At 68.1% G+C, this 18,621-nt stretch carries 18 protein-coding genes; 14 read left to right on the top strand and 4 right to left on the bottom strand.

The features are described from left to right. Nucleotides 1-133 precede the first annotated feature (133 nt). The 4 genes from ACLQ3C_RS02960 (at nt 134) to ACLQ3C_RS02975 (ending at nt 4,408) form a co-directional block, all read left to right on the top strand. The gene (locus ACLQ3C_RS02960) at nt 134-1,132 is read left to right on the top strand and encodes an acyl-ACP desaturase (RefSeq protein WP_425703280.1); all 999 of its coding nucleotides are present in this window, start codon (nt 134-136) and stop codon (nt 1,130-1,132) included. Further along, the gene (locus ACLQ3C_RS02965; protein ID WP_425703282.1) at nt 1,129-1,470 is read left to right on the top strand and encodes a hypothetical protein; all 342 of its coding nucleotides are present in this window, start codon (nt 1,129-1,131) and stop codon (nt 1,468-1,470) included. The genes ACLQ3C_RS02960 and ACLQ3C_RS02965 overlap by 4 nt, the downstream gene beginning before the upstream one ends. A gap of 40 nt (nt 1,471-1,510) precedes the next feature. Further along, nucleotides 1,511-2,791: a uroporphyrinogen-III C-methyltransferase gene (cobA, locus tag ACLQ3C_RS02970; protein WP_425703284.1), complete on the top strand. Its 1,281-nt coding sequence runs from the start codon at nt 1,511-1,513 to the stop codon at nt 2,789-2,791. An 84-nt stretch (nt 2,792-2,875) separates the two neighbouring features. Next, complete coding sequence (locus ACLQ3C_RS02975; protein WP_425703286.1) at nt 2,876-4,408, top strand: DHA2 family efflux MFS transporter permease subunit; 1,533 nt, start codon at nt 2,876-2,878, stop codon at nt 4,406-4,408. A gap of 18 nt (nt 4,409-4,426) precedes the next feature. Here the strand turns inward: ACLQ3C_RS02975 and yaaA are convergent, their stop codons facing one another. After that, the gene (yaaA, locus tag ACLQ3C_RS02980; protein WP_425703288.1) at nt 4,427-5,167 is read right to left on the bottom strand and encodes a peroxide stress protein YaaA; all 741 of its coding nucleotides are present in this window, start codon (nt 5,165-5,167) and stop codon (nt 4,427-4,429) included. A gap of 82 nt (nt 5,168-5,249) precedes the next feature. On the opposite strand from yaaA, the gene ACLQ3C_RS02985 reads away from it, so the two are divergent. Next, complete coding sequence (locus ACLQ3C_RS02985; protein ID WP_425703532.1) at nt 5,250-6,980, top strand: proline--tRNA ligase; 1,731 nt, start codon at nt 5,250-5,252, stop codon at nt 6,978-6,980. A gap of 18 nt (nt 6,981-6,998) precedes the next feature. On the opposite strand, the gene ACLQ3C_RS02990 is transcribed toward ACLQ3C_RS02985, so the two are convergent. Together ACLQ3C_RS02990 and ACLQ3C_RS02995 are read right to left on the bottom strand one after the other, a co-directional pair. Continuing rightward, nucleotides 6,999-7,430 (bottom strand): ferritin-like domain-containing protein, encoded by a 432-nt coding sequence (locus ACLQ3C_RS02990; protein ID WP_425703290.1) that lies wholly within the window; start codon nt 7,428-7,430, stop codon nt 6,999-7,001. Next, nucleotides 7,427-7,990 (bottom strand): hypothetical protein, encoded by a 564-nt coding sequence (locus ACLQ3C_RS02995; RefSeq protein ID WP_425703292.1) that lies wholly within the window; start codon nt 7,988-7,990, stop codon nt 7,427-7,429. The genes ACLQ3C_RS02990 and ACLQ3C_RS02995 overlap by 4 nt, the downstream gene beginning before the upstream one ends. 153 nt (nt 7,991-8,143) lie before the next feature. On the opposite strand from ACLQ3C_RS02995, the gene rimP reads away from it, so the two are divergent. The 7 genes from rimP to ACLQ3C_RS03030 all read left to right on the top strand — a co-directional run bounded on the left by rimP (nt 8,144) and on the right by ACLQ3C_RS03030 (nt 16,069). Further along, complete coding sequence (rimP, locus tag ACLQ3C_RS03000; protein WP_425703294.1) at nt 8,144-8,704, top strand: ribosome maturation factor RimP; 561 nt, start codon at nt 8,144-8,146, stop codon at nt 8,702-8,704. Nucleotides 8,705-8,766: 62 nt separating this feature from the next. After that, nucleotides 8,767-9,798, top strand: coding sequence for a transcription termination factor NusA (gene nusA / locus ACLQ3C_RS03005; protein ID WP_425703296.1), 1,032 nt, complete (start codon nt 8,767-8,769; stop codon nt 9,796-9,798). Between the two features lie 27 nt (nt 9,799-9,825). Continuing rightward, entirely contained in the window at nt 9,826-10,212 is a 387-nt protein-coding gene (locus ACLQ3C_RS03010) for a YlxR family protein (protein ID WP_425703298.1), read from the top strand. Between the two features lie 79 nt (nt 10,213-10,291). Beyond that, nucleotides 10,292-13,120: a translation initiation factor IF-2 gene (gene infB, locus ACLQ3C_RS03015; RefSeq protein WP_425703300.1), complete on the top strand. Its 2,829-nt coding sequence runs from the start codon at nt 10,292-10,294 to the stop codon at nt 13,118-13,120. 104 nt (nt 13,121-13,224) lie between these two features. Next, nucleotides 13,225-13,686 (top strand): 30S ribosome-binding factor RbfA, encoded by a 462-nt coding sequence (rbfA, locus tag ACLQ3C_RS03020; protein ID WP_425703302.1) that lies wholly within the window; start codon nt 13,225-13,227, stop codon nt 13,684-13,686. After that, nucleotides 13,683-14,651, top strand: coding sequence for a DHH family phosphoesterase (locus tag ACLQ3C_RS03025; protein WP_425703304.1), 969 nt, complete (start codon nt 13,683-13,685; stop codon nt 14,649-14,651). Before rbfA ends, ACLQ3C_RS03025 begins: the two co-directional genes overlap by 4 nt. Continuing rightward, nucleotides 14,648-16,069: an MATE family efflux transporter gene (locus ACLQ3C_RS03030; protein WP_425703307.1), complete on the top strand. Its 1,422-nt coding sequence runs from the start codon at nt 14,648-14,650 to the stop codon at nt 16,067-16,069. The genes ACLQ3C_RS03025 and ACLQ3C_RS03030 overlap by 4 nt, the downstream gene beginning before the upstream one ends. Here ACLQ3C_RS03030 and ACLQ3C_RS03035 read toward each other — a convergent pair. After that, nucleotides 16,048-16,884, bottom strand: a complete 837-nt coding sequence (locus ACLQ3C_RS03035; RefSeq protein WP_425703309.1) for a hypothetical protein — start codon at nt 16,882-16,884, stop codon at nt 16,048-16,050. The two genes, ACLQ3C_RS03030 and ACLQ3C_RS03035, sit on opposite strands and share 22 nt — an antisense overlap. Before the next feature lie 94 nt (nt 16,885-16,978). On the opposite strand from ACLQ3C_RS03035, the gene ACLQ3C_RS03040 reads away from it, so the two are divergent. Beyond that, nucleotides 16,979-17,959 (top strand): metallophosphoesterase family protein, encoded by a 981-nt coding sequence (locus tag ACLQ3C_RS03040; RefSeq protein WP_425703311.1) that lies wholly within the window; start codon nt 16,979-16,981, stop codon nt 17,957-17,959. Further along, nucleotides 17,956-18,621, top strand: coding sequence for a 4'-phosphopantetheinyl transferase family protein (locus ACLQ3C_RS03045; protein WP_425703313.1), 666 nt, complete (start codon nt 17,956-17,958; stop codon nt 18,619-18,621). The genes ACLQ3C_RS03040 and ACLQ3C_RS03045 overlap by 4 nt, the downstream gene beginning before the upstream one ends.

Consider the following 18,621-nt stretch of genomic DNA (forward strand, 5'->3'; position numbering starts at 1 on the left):
GCCCGCAGATCGCGACGTCGGTCCCGGGCTATTCGGGACCTTCGGCTCACGTGGACGCGGCGCGGTTTCGCGAGAGTGGAGGCGAGCCCCGCAGTAACCCCGGCGGTACGGCCCCGATACCTAGGAGCGACGAGTGACAAGCCTCATCGGACCAGCAATCAACGACACCGGTATGACCGGATCGGATCTCCTGCGCGAACTGCTGCCGGTCTGCGAAACCGAAGTCGAACGTCACATGCAGATGACCAAGGACTGGCATCCACACGACTACGTGCCGTGGGATGACGGGCGGAACTTCGCCGCGCTCGGCGGGGTGGACTGGGATCCCGAACAGTCGCAGCTGTCCGAGGTCGCCAAGGCCGCGATGATCACCAACCTGCTCACCGAGGACAACCTGCCGTCCTATCACCGGGTCATCGCCGAGCACTTCACGCTCGACGATGCCTGGGGATTCTGGGTCGGACGGTGGACCGCCGAGGAGATGCGGCACTCCACGGTGATGCGCGACTACCTCGTGGTCACCCGCGGCGTGGATCCGGTGGAGCTCGAGGAGCTGCGCATGCTGCACATGACCCACGGGTTCGATCCACTGCCCGAGGACGACGGTCAGCGCGACCACGGCTTCGACATGCTCTTCGCGGTCAGCTACGTGAGCTTTCAGGAACTCGCGACCCGGGTGAGTCACCGCAACACCGGCAAGGCGTGCGGCGACCCGATCGCCGACCGCATGCTGCAACGCGTGGCCGCCGACGAGAACCTGCACATGCTCTTCTACCGCAACATCGTCGCCGGGGCCCTCGACCTCGTTCCCGATCAGGCGATGGTCGCCATCCATGCGATCGTGACCAACTTCCAGATGCCCGGCGCGACGATGCCGAACTTCCGGCGCAATGCGGTACTCATCGCCAAGGGTGGGATTTATGATCTGCCACAACATCTTTCGGAAGTCGTGATGCCGGTGCTACGCAAGTGGCGCATCTTCGAGCGCAACGATTTCGGCCCGCTGGGCGAGTTGTATCGCGACAAGCTCGCCGGCTACCTCGAGGAGATGAACGTCAAGGTCGAGAAGTTCGAACAGGCGCGAGCGCGCGCGCTCGAGCGCGCGGCCAAGAAGGCGAGCGCAGGCGCGTGACGATCATCGACCTCGGCGGCGATCTCCGCACCGGTCCGGAGTCCGAAGGCGCTGGATGTACCGAGGCCTGCGAGCGCTGCGAATCGCCGCCCACGCCGGGCGAGAGTGCACTGGTGCCACGTGGCTTCGCGACGGCGATCGCCATGGCCGAAGCAGCCGCCAGCCACAACCGGACGTGGTGGAACGAGATCCGCACGCACGCCGACGATCCCTCGGCCGGCGAATATTGCAGTTCACTGTTACTCGGCACGCTGCTGGAGGCGTCGGCGCATCGCCTGGGCGTCCCGGCCGCCGACGTATGGGCCAATATCCGCCACACCGGTGAGCTGCCCCTCTGATCGGATCACCCCACCGAGCGGGCCGGTAGGCTCCCGAGTCATGTCCGACACCCCCGCCAACACCGGTCGCGATGCTCCATCGACGCGTGGCCACGACAGTCCCGATCCCGGGCACTATCTCGCCGGCCTGGACCTGCGTGGCCGCAAGGTCGTCGTCGTCGGCGGCGGATCGGTGGCCCAGCGGCGCCTGCCCAATCTCGTGGCCGCAGGTGCCGAGGTCCATGTGATCGCCGTGGACCCGACCCCGGCGGTCGAGTCGTTCGCCGGTGTCACCGTGCATTCGCGTGCCTACGCCGACGGCGACCTCGATGGCGCGTGGTATGCGATGGCCTGTACCGACGATCCGCAGGTCAACGCCGCGGTCGTCGAGGAGGCCGAGCGACGGCACACGTTTTGTGTGCGTGCCGATGACGCCCGGTTCGGCACCGCGGTCACCCCGGCATCCGGGCGGCACCGCGACATTCAGTTCGGTGTGCTCGCCGGCGGTGACCACAAGCTCTCGGCGGCGTTGCGCGCGGCGATCAGCCGGGCGCTGGCCGACGGCGAACTGCGCGTCGACGATGCCGCACATCCGCCCGGTGTGGCCCTGGTCGGCGGCGGACCCGGCGACCCCGACCTGATCACCGTGCGTGGTCTACGGCTGCTGATGGCCGCCGACGTCGTGGTAGCCGACCGGCTGGCCCCGCCGGCGCTGCTCGCTGCGCTGGGCCCGCAGGTGGAGATCATCGACGCCGCCAAGGTTCCCTACGGACGGGCGATGAAGCAGGAGGCGATCAACGACGTCCTGATCGCCAAGGCCAAGGAAGGCCGGTTCGTGGTCCGCTTCAAAGGCGGCGACCCCTACGTCTACGGTCGCGGATTCGAAGAACTGCAGGCGTGTGTCGCAGCCGGTGTGCCGGTGACGGTGGTGCCCGGCATCACCAGCCCGATCTCGGTGCCCGAGGTGGCCGGAATCCCGGTCACCCACCGGGGCGTGACCCATGAGGTCGTCATCGTGTCCGGTCACGTGGCCCCCGACCATCCCGATTCCCTGGTCGACTGGTCGGCGCTGGCACGGCTGCGTGGCACGCTGGTGTTGATGATGTCGGTGGAACGGATCGACGTCTTCGCGCAGGCCTTGCTCGACGGCGGCCGCGCCGCCGACACCCCGGTCGCGATGATCGAGAACGGTTCGCTGCCCTCGCAGCGGGTGATCCGCACCGACCTCGCGCACGCCGCGCAGACCGCCGCGACCCAGGGACTGCGCCCCCCGGCCATCGTCGTCGTCGGCGCGGTCGCCGGATTCACCGACGCCGACGACGTCGTCCCGTTCCTCGGCTGACCCCATCACGCACACCAACCGCACGCGCCGATACGCCAACAGGGATTGGCATCGTCGCGACCGTGGGCGGTAGCGTCGACCGGTATGTCGACCTCCTCGGCGTCGAGCCATGCCACGACGGCACCGACGGATCACTACCGCCCGGTGTTCGGTCTGGCGATCCTGGTTCTGTCGGGAATGCAGCTGCTGATGGTGCTCGACGGCACCGTCGCCGCGCTCGCCCTGCCCAGCATCCGCGACTCCCTGTCCCTCAGCGAATCGGCTGCGAACTGGGTGATCACCAGCTATGTGCTGGCCTTCGGCGGACTCATGTTGCTCGGCGGGCGCCTCGGCGACACCTTCGGCCGCAAACGCATGTTCATCTTCGGCGTGGCGGCATTCACCGCGACGTCACTGCTGTGCGGACTGGCCTGGAACGAGCCTTCTCTGGTGATCGGCCGCGCGCTGCAGGGAGCCTCGGCCGCGGTCGCCGCGCCGACGGCGATGGCACTGGTCGCAACCACCTTTGCGCCCGGTAAGCCGCGCAGCCAGGCGTTCGCCATCTACGCGGCGATGTCGGGCGTCGGCTCGGTCGCCGGCCTCATCCTCGGGGGCGTCCTCACCCAGATCTCGTGGCGACTGGTGTTCCTGATCAACGTGCCGATCGGCCTGGCCGTCGTGATCGGCGCACTCTTCGCGCTGCGCGAGTCGCAAGGCGAGCGCATGCCGCTCGACGTGCCCGGCGCGGTGCTGGCAACTCTTGGTTGCACCCTGCTGGTGCTGGCGGTCAGCGACGGACCGAACGGCTGGGGCCGGCCGATCGTCATCGGCTCCTTCGTCCTGGGCGGCCTGGCCCTGGTGGCCTTCGTGCTGTGGGAGCGACACGCCGCCAACCCGATCCTGCCGCTGCGGCTGTTCGACAGTCGCAGCCGCGTCGCCGCCCTCGTGGCGATCCTGCTGGCCAGCATGATCATGATGTGCATGGCGGTGTTCATCTCGCTGTACCTGCAGGGCATCCTGAAATACACGCCGATCCAGAGCGGCCTGGCCGTGGTGCCGTTCGCGGTCGGTCTCGGGGTCGCCGCGGCCATCGCGTCCAAGCTCGCATTGATGATCCAGCCCCGCTGGCTGGTCCTGGCCGGCGGCGCGGTCATCCTCGCCGGCTGCCTGTATGCCGCGTCGATCGCCACCAATATGCCCGACTACTTCCCGAGCATCGCGATACCGGTGGTGGTCATCGGTTTCGGCGTCGGCCTGGCCGTCATCCCGCTGACCCTGTCGGTGGTCGCCGGTGTCGCGCCCACCGAGATCGGGCCGCTGACCGCACTCGCGCAGGTGGCCCAGAACCTCGGTGGCGCAGTCGGACTGGTGGTCGTCGGTGCGATGGTCACCTCACGCGCACTCTCCCAGGGCGGTACCACCGCACCGGTGGAGACGATGAACGCCACACAACTGGCCGCCCAGGCCGACGGCTACGGCCTCGGGTTCGCGTGCTGTGCCGGGATCGCCGTCATCGCGGCGGTCGTGGTGATGTTCATGCGGTTCACCCCCGAGGAGGTCGCCGAAGGGCAGGCCGCCCAGGAGGCGGCCAACGCCACCCTCGACGTCAACGACGTGAGTGCGCGCGACCACGCCTGAGCACATCGGCCGAGTGGCTCAGCCGGTCAGGACGACGATCTCGTCGGCCCGGGTGATCTCCACCCGTTGTCCCGCGTCGGCGAGCACCGAGGCCAGGACGTTGATGTCGCGGATCGTCCGTCGGGTGCGTACGAGTTCACGCGCCATCAGACCCTTGTAGTGCTTGTTGAAGTGGCTCACCACCTTTCGGCTGCCGTCGGCACTTTCGGTCATCACCGTCGCGGTCACCGCACCGGTGACCGGACCCAACTGCTGGTAGATCCCCGAACGCAGGTCCACGACGAAGTCGTCGACCGCGTCGAGTGCGCGCGAGAGCTCGGGCTTCCACACCGACGCCAGCGTCGGCAGGCCGGGCAGCTTGGAGCCGCCGGAGAGTCGGTAGGCGGGGATGGGATCGGTGGCCCGCACGACACCGAACAGCGCCGAGCCGATGGCGAGCCGATCGGCCGCCTTGTTCTTGCCCGCGCGCGTGAGTCCGGAGTGGTCGAGGGCGTCGTAGAGCACGCCGGTGTAGCGCTCGATGGCCGGGCGGGTGGGGGAGAGCCACAGCTCGGCGTTGCGGTCGACCTCACCGAGCTGGGTCCGGCCGAGGCCGAGTGCGCGGCGGCTCGCATCGAGATCGGCGGCGAGTTCGACGAGCACCCCGGCGATGCGGCAGCGGGTCGGACCGAGATCGGGAAACGACAGGGCAGGCAGGCTCAGTGGTGGACCGACGCCACCGTCGGATTTGGTTTCGGAGGGAGGCAGGATCACGAGCACCGCAACACGATACCGAGCGCGGCGGATGCGTCGAGAAACCCGGTGGACCCCCCGACTAGACTCGCCACCTGTGATCACTCGCATGTCGAATCTGTTTCTGCGGACCCTGCGCGACGACCCGGCCGACGCCGAGGTTCCCAGCCACAAACTGCTGGTGCGCGCCGGCTACGTCCGGCGTGCGGCGCCCGGTGTCTACAGCTGGCTGCCACTGGGATTGCGGGTACTCAAGGCTGTCGAACGGGTCGTGCGCGAGGAGATGAACGCGATCGGGGGACAGGAGATCCTGCTGCCCGCGCTGCTGCCGCGCGACCCCTACGAGGAGACCGGCCGGTGGACCGAATACGGCGACGCGCTGTTCCGGCTCAAGGACCGCAAGGGCGCCGACATGCTGCTCGGTCCCACCCACGAGGAGCTGTTCGCCCAGCTGGTCAAGGGCGAGTACTCGTCGTACAAGGATCTGCCGGTGATCCTCTACCAGATCCAGACCAAGTACCGCGACGAGGAACGTCCCCGCGCGGGCATCCTGCGCGGCCGCGAGTTCGTGATGAAGGACTCGTATTCCTTCGATCTCGACGACGACGGCCTCAAGGTCAGCTACCACGCGCACCGCGAGGCCTATCAGAGGATCTTCGAGCGTCTCGGGGTTCGCTACGTCGTCGTTGCCGCCACCTCGGGGGCGATGGGTGGCAGCGCGTCCGAAGAGTTCCTCGCCGAGAGCGAGGTCGGTGAGGACACCTTCGTGCGGTGCCTCGAATCCGGCTATGCGGCGAACGTCGAAGCCGTTGTCACGCCGGCAGCGCAACCGGTTGGGTTCGACGGCCTGCCCGCGGCGACGGTGCACCAGACCCCCGATACCCGCACCATCGACGCCCTGGTCGCCTGGGCCAACGCGAATCTCGACGGAACATTCACCGCCGCAGACACTCTCAAGAACGTGCTGGTGAAAGTTCGGGAGCCCGGCGGCGATTGGGAACTACTGGGAATCGGCCTCCCCGGTGACCGGGAGGTCGACGTCAAGCGGCTCGAGGCGTCGCTGGAACCGGCCGAGTTCGAATTGCTCACCGACGCCGACTTTGCTGCCAACCCCTTCCTCGTCAAGGGATACATCGGTCCGAAAGGGCTGGCCGAGAACGGTGTTCGCTACCTTGTGGATCCGCGCGTCGGTGATGGCTCGTCCTGGATCACCGGTGCAGACGAGCCGGACCGGCACGTCGTCGGGCTGGTGGCCGGGCGCGACTTCACCGCCGACGGCACCATCGAGGCGGCGGAGGTGCGCGATGGCGATCGGTCACCGGACGGCAAGGGGCCGTTGGTCAGCGCCAAGGGTATCGAGATCGGGCACATCTTCCAGTTGGGCCAGAAGTACACCAACGCCTTTGAGGTCGACGTCCTCGGGGAAAGTGGCAAGCCCGTGCGGTTGACCATGGGGTCGTACGGGGTCGGCGTCTCCCGGCTGGTGGCGGTGCTTGCCGAGCAGTGGCACGACGACAAGGGGCTGCGCTGGCCGCAGGCGGTGTCGCCGTTCGATGTTCACCTGGTGATCGCGAACAAGGACCAGGCGGCGATCGACGGTGCCGCCACCCTCGCCGCCGACCTCGACTCGGCAGGCCTCGAGGTGCTGCTCGACGACCGCAAGGCGTCGCCGGGGGTCAAGTTCAAGGACGCTGAATTGCTAGGTGTACCAACAGTTGTCGTCGTCGGTCGGGGGTATGCCGGTGGAGTGGTCGAGGTTCGTGACCGCTTCTCCGGCGACTCGATCGAGGTGCCCGTGGCCGAGGCCGCAGACGCGATCACCGCGAGCGTCCGGGGCTGAGCCGACGCCGGGGAGGATTCAGCGCCGGCCGGGAAAGGGCACAGTGGCGGGCTTGTCGCCCAAGGCGATCCGCCACTGCGCGGCTCGCCGCGCCGACGCGGTCAGCTGGTCGACGCCGAGGATTCGGGCGGATTCGGAGTCTGCCTTCTCGATCACCGACCGGTATGCGACGGCGCAATCGTCCTCGGCGGCCTCCGCGGCCTTGGCCGCGCCGACCGGATCATTCACGGTCAACGGCAGGGTGTAGCCGGCGGCCGGTTCCGGCGGTGTGCCACCGGCTTTCGTGATCGCCTCGTTGACGGCGTCCCGGGCGGTGCGGTGCGCGGCGATGTTGTCGTCGACCATCGGGCGCCGGGACGCCGAGACGAATGCGGTGATCACGCCGTAGGTGAAGATGGCGGCGTTCTCGGCGCCGGCCGCGTTCGCCAGTGCATCGGTGGTGCTGCTCATCCCAGCTGGACCTCCATGAGAGTCGTCGTCGATGCGCTGATCGACCCGGCCAGCCCGGCTGAATATCCCGACAGGCCGATGGCCGCGGCACGGGCCGCCTTCGTCGACGCTGACAGGGCCGAACGCATCTCGTCGACCGAGGTGACCGGACGGGCAGACGTCGGGGCCGTGGTGTCGGGGGCGGGGCTGTTGGGGGCCGGGCTGCTCGAGGGATCGAGCTGGGCGGTCGCGCCCGGGTCGAGCCGGGTGATCTCTTCGCGGAGGGCCTGTGCGTGTTGGCGACGCTGAGCGGCGACCACACCGAGCGCCGCCGAGTATTCGGTCACCTGCGGCGCCAGGGCGCCGGCAGCAGCGGCATCGGCAAGTGCTGAACGCGCCAGCGGCAGGAGTGCCTGCGCCGTCGTCTGGTTGGGATCGGGGCCGCGGTCGCAGCCCGCGGCAGCGGTCACCATGACGACTCCGGCCGCCACTGCCGCACTACCGCGAAGGAGGGTTCGCCGGGAGAAGCCGGCGGGATCGGCGTTCGTCACAACGGGGTGCGGGGCGCTCACCCGACACATGATGCCAGCCTCGTGAACCGCCGGATGCACGGCGGCGCACGAGCCGGTGAGCGAACTTCGCCGAGCGGGCGCGGTCCTCTACGATGGATGGGCATCACAGCCGGTGCGCAACCCGGACCGGTATCCAGGACAACTGAAGACGAGGAGAGCACGGTGGCCATCGACCAGACGAAGGTCCGCGAACTCGTCGAACGGTTCGTCCGCGATCGTGGGCTCGACCTCGAGGATGTGATCATCTCTACCTCCTCCGGTCCCGACAAGTCCGGTGCCGACGAGATTCAGCTGATCGTCGACCGGGACGGCGGTACCGATCTCGATCTTCTCGGCGCGCTGACCCGCGATGTCTCCGATGAACTCGACGCCCATGACGAGTACTCCGACGCCCCGTACACACTCGAGGTCACTTCGCCGGGAATCGGACGCCCGTTGACCCTGCCGCGGCACTGGCGACGCTCGCGCGGGCGCCGGGTGCACGTTCGCTGTGACAGCGGTCCGGACCTCACCGGCCGGATCGGGGCGCTCACCGATGCCGCGGTGGAGATCGTCGTCAACAATCGCGGCCGGATCACCACGGAGACGATTCCCTTCGACACCGTCGAGCGCGCGGTTGTCGAGGTCGACTTCTCCCGGCCGAGTGCCGCCGAACTCCAGCGTTGCGGACTCGACGACGAGGAGATAGCGCAGCGCCGGGATCCCGGTCCCACCGAATTGTGAACACGACAAGTGAATAGGCCCGACAGGCGAATAGGCCGACAAGTGAATAGGAGTCACCGACCATGAACATCGACATCAATGCCCTGCGCATGATCGAGGCAGACAAGGGAATCTCGATCGACACGGTCATCACGGCGATCGAGACCGCACTGCTGACGGCGTACCGCCACACCGACGGATTCGCGCCGCACGCACGCATCGACGTGAACCGCCGCACCGGCGCGGTGCTGGTGATGGCACAGGAACTCGACGAACACGGAGAGGTCGTCCACGAGTACGACGACACTCCCGAGGGATTCGGCCGCATCGCCGCCACCACGGCCCGCCAGGTGATCCTGCAACGGTTGCGCGACGCGGAGAACGAGAAGAGCTTCGGTGACCTCGTCACCCATGAAGGTGAGATCGTCGGTGGCGTCGTCCAGCAGGATGCCCGCGCGAACGCGCGCGGCATGGTCATCGTGCAGATCGGTAACGAGGCCAACGCCACCGAGGGAGTGATCCCGTCGGCCGAACAGGTCCCGGGGGAGACCTACCACCACGGCGACCGCATCAAGTGCTACGTCGTCGGGGTGAGCCGGGGGCAGCGCGGACCGCAGATCACGCTCTCGCGAACCCATCCCACACTCGTGCGCAAGTTGTTCGCGCTCGAGGTGCCGGAGATCGCGGACGGTTCGGTGGAGATCGTCGCGGTCGCCCGAGAGGCCGGGCATCGGTCGAAGATCGCCGTGCACACCGGGGTCAGCGGACTCAACGCGAAGGGTGCGTGTATTGGTCCGATGGGGCAGCGGGTGCGCAATGTGATGAGCGAGCTCGCCGGCGAGAAGATCGACATCATCGACTTCGACACCGACCCGGCGACGTTCGTGGGGAATGCATTGTCCCCGGCGAAAGTTGTCTCTGTCGAGGTGGTCGACCTCGCAGCCAAGGCGGCTCGGGTCGTCGTACCGGACTATCAGCTTTCCCTGGCGATCGGCAAAGAAGGGCAGAACGCGCGGCTCGCCGCTCGTCTGACCGGATGGCGCATCGACATCCGTTCCGATGCCGATGATGCGCAGTCTGCTGATTCGGACACCACCCGCAGCCGATTGTCCTAGTCGCGGCCGCGCGCGCTAGACTGAGCGATGGTTCAGCGAAAGCCGTCGACCTCGCCATCTGGCGATGGTCGCCGGGATCGTCCGGTTCGTACGTGCATCGGGTGTCGGCATCGCGCCGAGGCTCCGGCACTGGTTCGTCTGGTCGCCCGTCAGGGTGCCGACGGGTCCGCGATCGTCGTCGATCTCGCGAAGACCATGCCAGGGCGAGGTGCGTGGTTGCATCCGCGGGCGGACTGCGTGTCCGCCGCGATGCGGCGACGCGCATTCGGACCGGCATTGAGGGCACCGGGCCTGGTAGTGGGCCCGGATGACCTCGCAGATGTGATCGGTGCGGCAGCGCCATCACCGACCACGGACGACAGCAGGCCCGAGAACGGGCCGGAACAGGTAGCAGAAGACATGAGCACAGCGTGAAGTCACCACGATGAGCACGTATCGGACGTAATCCGAGGCCGTAGCGGGCAGCCCGCTCGGCCTCCAAGTGAGGAGAGCAGTGGCAGGCAAGGCCCGCGTGCACGAACTGGCCAAGGATCTGGGCGTGACGAGCAAGCAAGTGCTCGAACGCCTCAAGGAGCAGGGCGAGTTCGTCAAGTCCGCGTCGTCGACGGTCGAGGCCCCCGTGGCCCGTCGACTTCGTGAATCATTTCCCAAGAAAGACGGCGGCTCGCCGGCACCCAAGTCCGGTGCCAACGGCTCCGCCCCCAAACCCGGCGCGGGTCCGCGTCCGGGTCCCAAGCCCGGCGGAAACGGTGCTGCCCCCAGGCCGGCCGCCGAGCCGGCCGCTCCGGCGCAGGCGCGTCCCGCGCAGCCCCGTCCGGAGCGTCCCGCGGCAGCGCCGGCCGCCTCACCGGCAGCGGCGTCCTCGGATGGCCTGAAGCCGGCGGCAGCCGCCCCGGCACCGACGGCTGCTCCGGCACCGGCGGCCGCCGAGAAGGCAGCCTCTCCACAGGCGCCGTCGGCCCCGACCCCGGGACCGCGTCCCGGCGGACCCAAGCCCGGCCCGCGTGCACCACGTGTCGGGAACAACCCGTACTCGTCGGCTCCCGCTCCGCGGCCGCCGGCCGCTCGTCCCGGCCCCGGTCAGGGTGGTCCCCGCCCCGGCGGTGGCCGACCTGGGGCCCAGAACCGGCCCGGTCCGGGCGGAGCGCGTCCCGGTCCCGGTCAGGGCGGTCCTCGTCCCAGCCCCGGTAACATGCCCCCGCGCCCGAATCCGGGTGCGATGCCAAGTCGTGCGGCCCGGCCGGATGCCCGTCCCGGCGGTCGCCCCGGCGGCCCCGGTGGCAACCGCGGCGGTGCCGGTGGCGGCGGTGGCTATCGCGGTGGCGGCGGCGGTGCGCCCGGTGGTGCTCCCGCCGGTGGTGGCTTCCGCGGTCGCCCAGGTGGTGGCGGACGTGGCCGCGGTGGTGCCGCGGGTGCGTTCGGCCGTCCCGGTGGTGCGCCCCGACGGGGCCGCAAGTCCAAGCGGCAGAAGCGTCAGGAATACGACTCGATGCAGGCGCCCGCCGTCGGCGGCGTCCGTCTGCCGCGTGGTGGCGGCGAGACCATTCGCCTCGCGCGCGGAGCATCGTTGTCGGACTTCGCCGACAAGATCGGCGCCAACCCTGCAGCGCTGGTCCAGGCGTTGTTCAACCTCGGCGAGATGGTCACGGCGACCGAATCCGTCAACGACGAGACGCTGGAGCTGCTCGGCGGGGAGATGAACTACACCGTTCAGGTGGTCAGCCCCGAGGACGAGGATCGCGAGCTCCTCGAAAGCTTCGATCTGAGCTACGGCGAGGACGAGGGCGATGAGGAAGATCTCGAGCAGCGTCCGCCGGTGGTGACCGTCATGGGTCACGTCGACCACGGCAAGACCCGCCTGCTGGACACGATCCGTAAGGCCAACGTCCGCGAGGCCGAGGCCGGCGGTATCACCCAGCACATCGGCGCCTACCAGGTCGACACCCACCTCAACGGCGTGGACCGGTTGATCACCTTCATCGATACCCCCGGTCACGAGGCGTTCACCGCCATGCGTGCCCGCGGTGCGAAGGCCACCGACATCGCGATCCTGGTGGTCGCCGCCGACGACGGCGTCATGCCGCAGACGGTGGAGGCGATCAACCACGCGCAAGCGGCCGATGTGCCGATCGTGGTGGCGGTCAACAAGATCGACAAGGAGGGTGCCGACCCGACGAAGATCCGCGGTCAGCTCACCGAGTACGGCTTGATCCCCGAGGAGTACGGCGGCGAGGCAATGTTCGTCGACATCTCGGCCAAGCAGGGTACGAACATCGATGAGCTGCTCGAAGCCGTGTTGCTCACGGCGGACGCGTCGCTGGATCTGCGGGCCAACCCCGACATGGACGCCCAGGGCGTGGCGATCGAGGCACACCTCGACCGCGGTCGCGGTCCGGTGGCCACGGTGCTCGTTCAGCGCGGTACGTTGCGCGTCGGTGACTCGATCGTGGCCGGTGACGCCTACGGACGCGTGCGCCGCATGGTCGACGAGTACGGCGACGATGTCGAGGCGGCGTTGCCGTCGCGACCGGTCCAGGTGATCGGCTTCACGTCGGTGTGCGGTGCGGGTGACAACCTGCTCGTCGTCGAGGAGGACCGCATCGCCCGGCAGATCGCCGACCGCCGCAATGCGCGCAAGCGCAATGCGCTGGCCGCGCGCAGCCGCAAGCGGATCAGCCTGGAAGATCTGGATTCGGCGCTGAAGGAAACCAGTCAGCTGAATCTGATCCTCAAGGGCGACAATGCCGGTACCGTCGAGGCCCTCGAGGAGGCCCTCATCGGTATCGACATCGGCGACGAGGTCTCGTTGCGGGTCATCGACCGTGGTGTCGGTGGCGTCACCGAGACCAACGTCAACCTGGCTTCGGCGTCGGATGCGATCATCATCGGATTCAACGTCCGCGCGGAGGGCAAGGCCACCGAGCTGGCCAACCGTGAGGGCGTCGACATCCGGTACTACTCGGTGATCTACCAGGCGATCGACGAGATCCAGAGTGCGCTCAAGGGCATGCTCAAGCCGATCTACGAAGAAGTGGAGCTCGGCCGCGCCGAGATCCGCGCGATCTTCAAGTCGTCCAAGGTCGGTAACATCGCCGGCTGCCTGGTCCAGTCGGGTATCGTCCGCCGTAACGCCAAGGCACGCCTGCTGCGCGACAATGCGGTCGTCGCGGAGAACCTCACCATCGCCTCGCTCAAGCGGGAGAAGGACGATGCCACCGAGGTCCGGGAAGGTTACGAATGCGGTCTCACGGTGACGTATTCCGACATCAAGGTCGGCGACGTCATCGAATCCTATGAGCTGCAGGAGAAGCCGCGCGACTGACGCGTTTGTTGGCCCCGAGCTCCCCTTCTGCGAGCATGACCGGATGAATATCCGGGCATCTCGCGGAGGGGGAGTATCTCGCTTACCTCTTGGGAAGGACAATCATGGCTGATCCGGCACGAGCGCAACGGCTGGCCAAGCGGATCTCATCGATCGTGGCATCGGCGATCGCGCACGAGATCAAGGATCCACGGCTGGCGTACATCACGATCACCGACGCGCGTGTGACGGGCGATCTGCACGACGCCACTGTCTATTACACGGTGCTGGGCGAGACCCTGGACACCGACCCGGATTACGAAGCCGCTGCTGCCGGACTGGCAAAGGCCACCGGCATTCTGCGGTCCAAGGTCGGCGCGGGTACAGGCGTGCGCTTCACCCCGACCCTGACCTTTGTGCTCGACACGGTGCCCGATACTGCTCGGCACATGGAAGAACTGGTGGCCCGGGCCCGCGCGAACGACGAGCTGGTGGCGCGACAAGCCGCAGATGCGCGGCACGCGGGCGAGGCCGACCCGTACCGCGCGGACGAGCCCGGTGATGGCCCGGAGGACGATCAGGCGTGACCACGGCGTCGAGCGTCGCTGTCGCCGCGGCCATCGGTCGGGTCGCCGACGCCGGTGGCGGGGTGACGATTCTCTGCCACATCCGGCCGGACGCCGACACCATCGGCAGCGGGCTGGCACTCGGGCTGGCCCTCGACCGCCTCGGGATGGAGGTGGAAGTGGCCCATCCCGGCCCCGAGTCGTTGCCGGTCGCGCTCGCGGAGCTGCCCGGGCACAAATTGCTCGTCGACGGAGTCGCCGTGCGCGGCCACGACCTCGTCGTCTCGGTGGATGCCGCGAGTGAGGAGCGTCTGGGAGAGCTGGAACCGCGATTCGCCTCGGCGGACACAACGGTGGTCATCGACCACCACGTGTCGAACTCGGGATTCGGCGATCTCGACTTCATCGACGCGGATGCCGACTGCACCGCGGTGCTCGTGTTGCGGGTACTCGACGATCTCGGTGTGGACCTCGATGAGGACATTGCGACGTGCCTGTATGCCGGTCTGACCACCGACACCGGCTCGTTCCGCTGGGCCCGGCCGGACTCATTCCGGGTGGCGGCGCGGCTGCTCGACGCCGGCGTCGACTCACGCACCTGGAGCCGCCGACTGCTCGATACCCATCCGTTCGGCTGGCTGAGCATGGTCTCGACGATTCTCGGAACCGCACAATTGGACCGATCCGCGTGTGGCGGTGAGGGATTGGTGTACGCGGTGGTGGATCACCAGGCGCTGGCCGGGATGAGCTGGGAGGAATCGGAGAGCGTGATCGACATCGTGCGTACCACGGCAGAGGCCGAGGTGGCCGCGGTGTTCAAGGAGATCACAGCGGGGCGATGGACGGTGTCGTTGCGCTCGAAGAGCACCGTCGATCTGGTGCCGATCGCGCAGGCACACGGCGGCGGCGGGCATCGTCAATCCTCCGGATACAGCGACACCGGCTCGGCGTCTGAGGTGATTGCGCGTCTCCGAAAGTCGTTGTGAGCGAACTCGACGCCGGCGTGCGCCGGGTCGGGGTTCTCACCATCTCGGCGCTGGCGGTCCTCATCGCGCCGCCCTTGTATCTGCTCCTCGACCTCGCGGTGGTCGGTCGCCTCGGCGGCGACGAGCTCGCCGCCCTGGCGGTGGCCACCCTGGTGCTGTCCATCATCAGCACCCAGTTGACCTTTCTGTCGTATGGGACGACGGCGCGCTCGGCACGCCGATTCGGTGCCGGCGACCGGCCGGGTGCGGTCGACGAGGGGGTGCAGGCCAGCTGGATTGCGCTGATTGCCGGGCTGGTACTCGTCGCCATCGCGTGGCCGATCGCCCCCTATGTGATGCGAGCGCTGGTCGGTGACGCGTCGGCGTCGTCGTCCATCGTGGCCGCCGACGCGACCCAATGGGTGCGAGTGGCGGTGTTCGGGGTACCGCTCATCCTTCTCTCGATGGCCGGCAACGGCTGGATGCGCGGAGTGCAAGAAACCCGCCTGCCCGTCATCTATGTGGTTGTCGGACTGGTCATTTCGGCTGTACTCGTCGTCGGCCTGGTGCACGGTCTGTGGATTCTGCCCAGGCTCGGGATCGTCGGAAGCGCCGTCGCCAACGTCATCGGGCAGGCCATCACCGGACTGTTGTTCGCGAGCCGTGTGGTGCGTGAACGTCTGACGTCGGTTCGGCAGCGCTCATCCGATGCCCCGCGCGTGCGTGGCTTCGCGGCGTTCGCGCCGCGGTGGTCGATGATCTCGGCGCAATTGGTGATGGCGCGTGACCTCATTGCGCGGAGCCTGTCGTTTCAGATCTGTTTCGTCTCTGCCGCCGCAGTGGCCGCACGGTTCGGCGTGGCCCAGGTCGCCGCTCACCAACTGGTACTCCAGCTCTGGGATTTCATGTCGCTGTTCCTCGACTCGGTCGCCATCGCCGCGCAGGCACTGGTCGGAGCCGCACTCGGTGCGGGATCGGTGACGATCGCGCAATCGGTGGCCCGGCGCGTGACGGTGATGTCGGTGGTGGCCGCGACCCTGATGGCGGCGGTCTTCGCCGCAGGTGCGAGTGTGCTGCCCCGGGTGTTCACCTCCGACGCGCACGTCCTCGACGCGATCGGGGTGCCGTGGTGGTTCTTCGTCGCGATGCTGCCCATCGCAGGCGTCGTGTTCGCCCTCGACGGGGTGTTGCTCGGCAGCGGTGACGCCGCGTTCCTGCGTACCGCCACGCTGCTCGGGGCGCTGTTCGGCTTCCTGCCGCTGATCTGGCTGTCACTGGTATTCGACTGGGGCCTGGCCGGGGTATGGAGCGGCCTCGTGGTGTTCATGATCCTGCGACTGATCGCGGTGTGCTGGCGCGTCGCGTCCGGCCGCTGGCATCGGGTGGGAGCGGCGCCACCGGCCGGTGTCCGGGCTGATCAGGTAGTGGGCGGCGGCTGATAGGGCGGCTGGCCCGGCCAGGGCTGTGGTGGCCCGCCCGGCCAGGGCGACGCCGCGGGGGCAACTGGTGATGGCGGCGGCCACGTCGTTTGCCCGGGCTGGGTGTTCCACGGGGCGGGCCCGGACGACGGCGGTGTGGGCCGACCGCGTCGGACGGCCAGGTCGATGGCGTCGCAACCCCAGACGACGAGGATTCCCAAGATGATGAAGGCTGTCTGTATCGATACGTAGGCGGATGACGGCCACGACCACGGCCACCACGACAGAGAGTCGCGGAGCTGCTCGTCCACCCATGTCGCGATGGCGACGACCCCGATCGCCGGGAGGGCGCCGATCCATGCGAACGGTGTCGTGCGTCGTGCGATACTCCAGCCTCCGATCGTTCCCGTAAGCAACAACACGGTGCTGGTGTTCTCCACGGCGTCGTACCAGTCGTGCGCCAGGAGGTAGAAGCTGCTCCCATCGACATCGAGCAGCACCTCGACACCCCGGCTGAGCGCCAGGACGACGAATGCGAACCCGGCACCGAGAAGGCCGCGCACGGGCGTCCGGCCCCATACCCCGACAGTGGCGACGACGATCAGGTAGATGATCGTCCACGCGACATACGTCGCCCACACGTTGGCGCCCATGTCGTCGGTGGGAAACGCGTGGTAGGTGATCATCAGGATCGCCAGCGCCAGCCACCACAGGACGATCGCGATCACCGCACTGACGACCACTTGTGCCCACCACGGCCCGCGTCCGCCGGGCATGCGTGAACCGCGGGCCGGTACCGCGGTGGCCGGCGGTACGGACGGGTATGGGTGCGTCATGGACAGCATCATGGCATGTCGCCGCGGCGTCGGCGCGGAACCCGGTCATGGCGGGCGCCCCCTGTGAACAGAGCGCATGGCACGATGGATACTCGTGGCAACTCTCTGGGCGATCAGCGATCTGCACGTTGCGCACCGCGGCAACGAGCACATCCTCGACGAGATCCGCCCGCAGTCGGGCGACGACTGGCTGATCGTCGCCGGTGACGTCTCCGAACGCACCGACGACATCATCGACACGCTGCGTCGGCTGCGAACCCGCTTCCACACCGTCATCTGGGTACCCGGCAACCATGAGCTCTACACGACGGCCCGGGATCCGCTGCAGATCTTCGGGGTGGCCCGCTACGACTACCTCGTACAAGCCTGCCGGGACATCGGGGTGGTGACGCCCGAGGACATCTATCCGCTGTTCGATCCGGGTGACGGTTCGGCACCGGTCCGGGTGGTGCCGATGTTCTTGCTCTACGACTACACCTTTCGGCCCGAGGGGACGACGACGGCGTTGTCGGCGCTGGCTCTGGCCCGTGAACGCAACGTGGTGGCCACCGACGAATTCCTGCTGTCGCCGGAGCCGTTTCCGACACGAGACGCGTGGGGGCGGGCCCGGGTGGCGGCCACCCGGGCGCGGTTGGAGGCTCTCGACCCCGATGAGCAGACCGTCCTGATCAATCACTGGCCACTGCGCCGCGAACCGACCGACGCACTCATGTATCCCGAATTCGCACTATGGTGCGGCACCACCGAGACCGCAGACTGGCATACCCGGTTCAACGCCGCCTGCTGTGTATACGGCCATCTCCATATCCCGCGGACGACGTGGTACGACGGTGTCCGCTTCGACGAGGTGTCGGTGGGCTATCCTCGCGAGTGGAAACGCCGTGGCCTCCCGGAACCTTTGCTGCGCAAGATCATCCCGAACGACGTGCAGCCGTCCGACCTGCCCGAGCACGGCGCACGTTTCGAGCTACCACCCGACTATGCCGAACGTGCCGCCGAGTTCCGGCGCCGCATCGAAGAACGCCGCACCGACAGAGAACGCGCCCGACGACAGACAAGCGAGGACGGCTCTTGATCGAGCAACTGTTGCCGGCCGGCGTGGCGTCGGCCGAATCCTTCGGCGATCCACCGGATCTGGTGCCGTTGCCAGGGGAGGAGTCACTGATCTCGCGGGCGGTGGAGAAGCGGCGTCGCGAGTTCACGACGGCGCGGCACTGCGCACGTCAGGCGCTCGGGCAGCTCGGTATCGAACCGGTCGCGATCATGCGTGGTGAACGGGGGATGCCGTTGTGGCCGCCGCAGGTCGTCGGCAGTCTGACCCATTGCGACGGATACCGTGCCGCGATCGTGGCCTACGCGATGGCCGTGCGGTCGCTCGGCATCGATGCAGAGCCGCACGACGCGTTGCCTGCCGGCGTCCTCGACCACACGAGCCTGCCGCAGGAGCGGGAGGTGCTCGCCGGGCGACCCGACACCCTGCACTGGGACCGATTGCTGTTCTGCGCCAAGGAGGCCACCTACAAGGCGTGGTTCCCGCTCACCGGCCGGTGGCTGGGATTCGAGGATGCCCACATCGGCTTCGACCAGGATCCGGCCGCCGACGTGCCCACCGGCACGTTCCGGTCGCAGATCCTGATCGACGGGCGCGCCACCGATGGGGGCACGCCGTTGACCGAGTTCAGGGGCCGCTGGAAGGTCGACCAGGGACTGATCACCACCGCGATCGTGGTCGTCTGA

The sequence above is a fragment of the Gordonia sp. DT30 genome (genome assembly GCF_049844915.1).
Taxonomy (GTDB): domain Bacteria; phylum Actinomycetota; class Actinomycetes; order Mycobacteriales; family Mycobacteriaceae; genus Gordonia.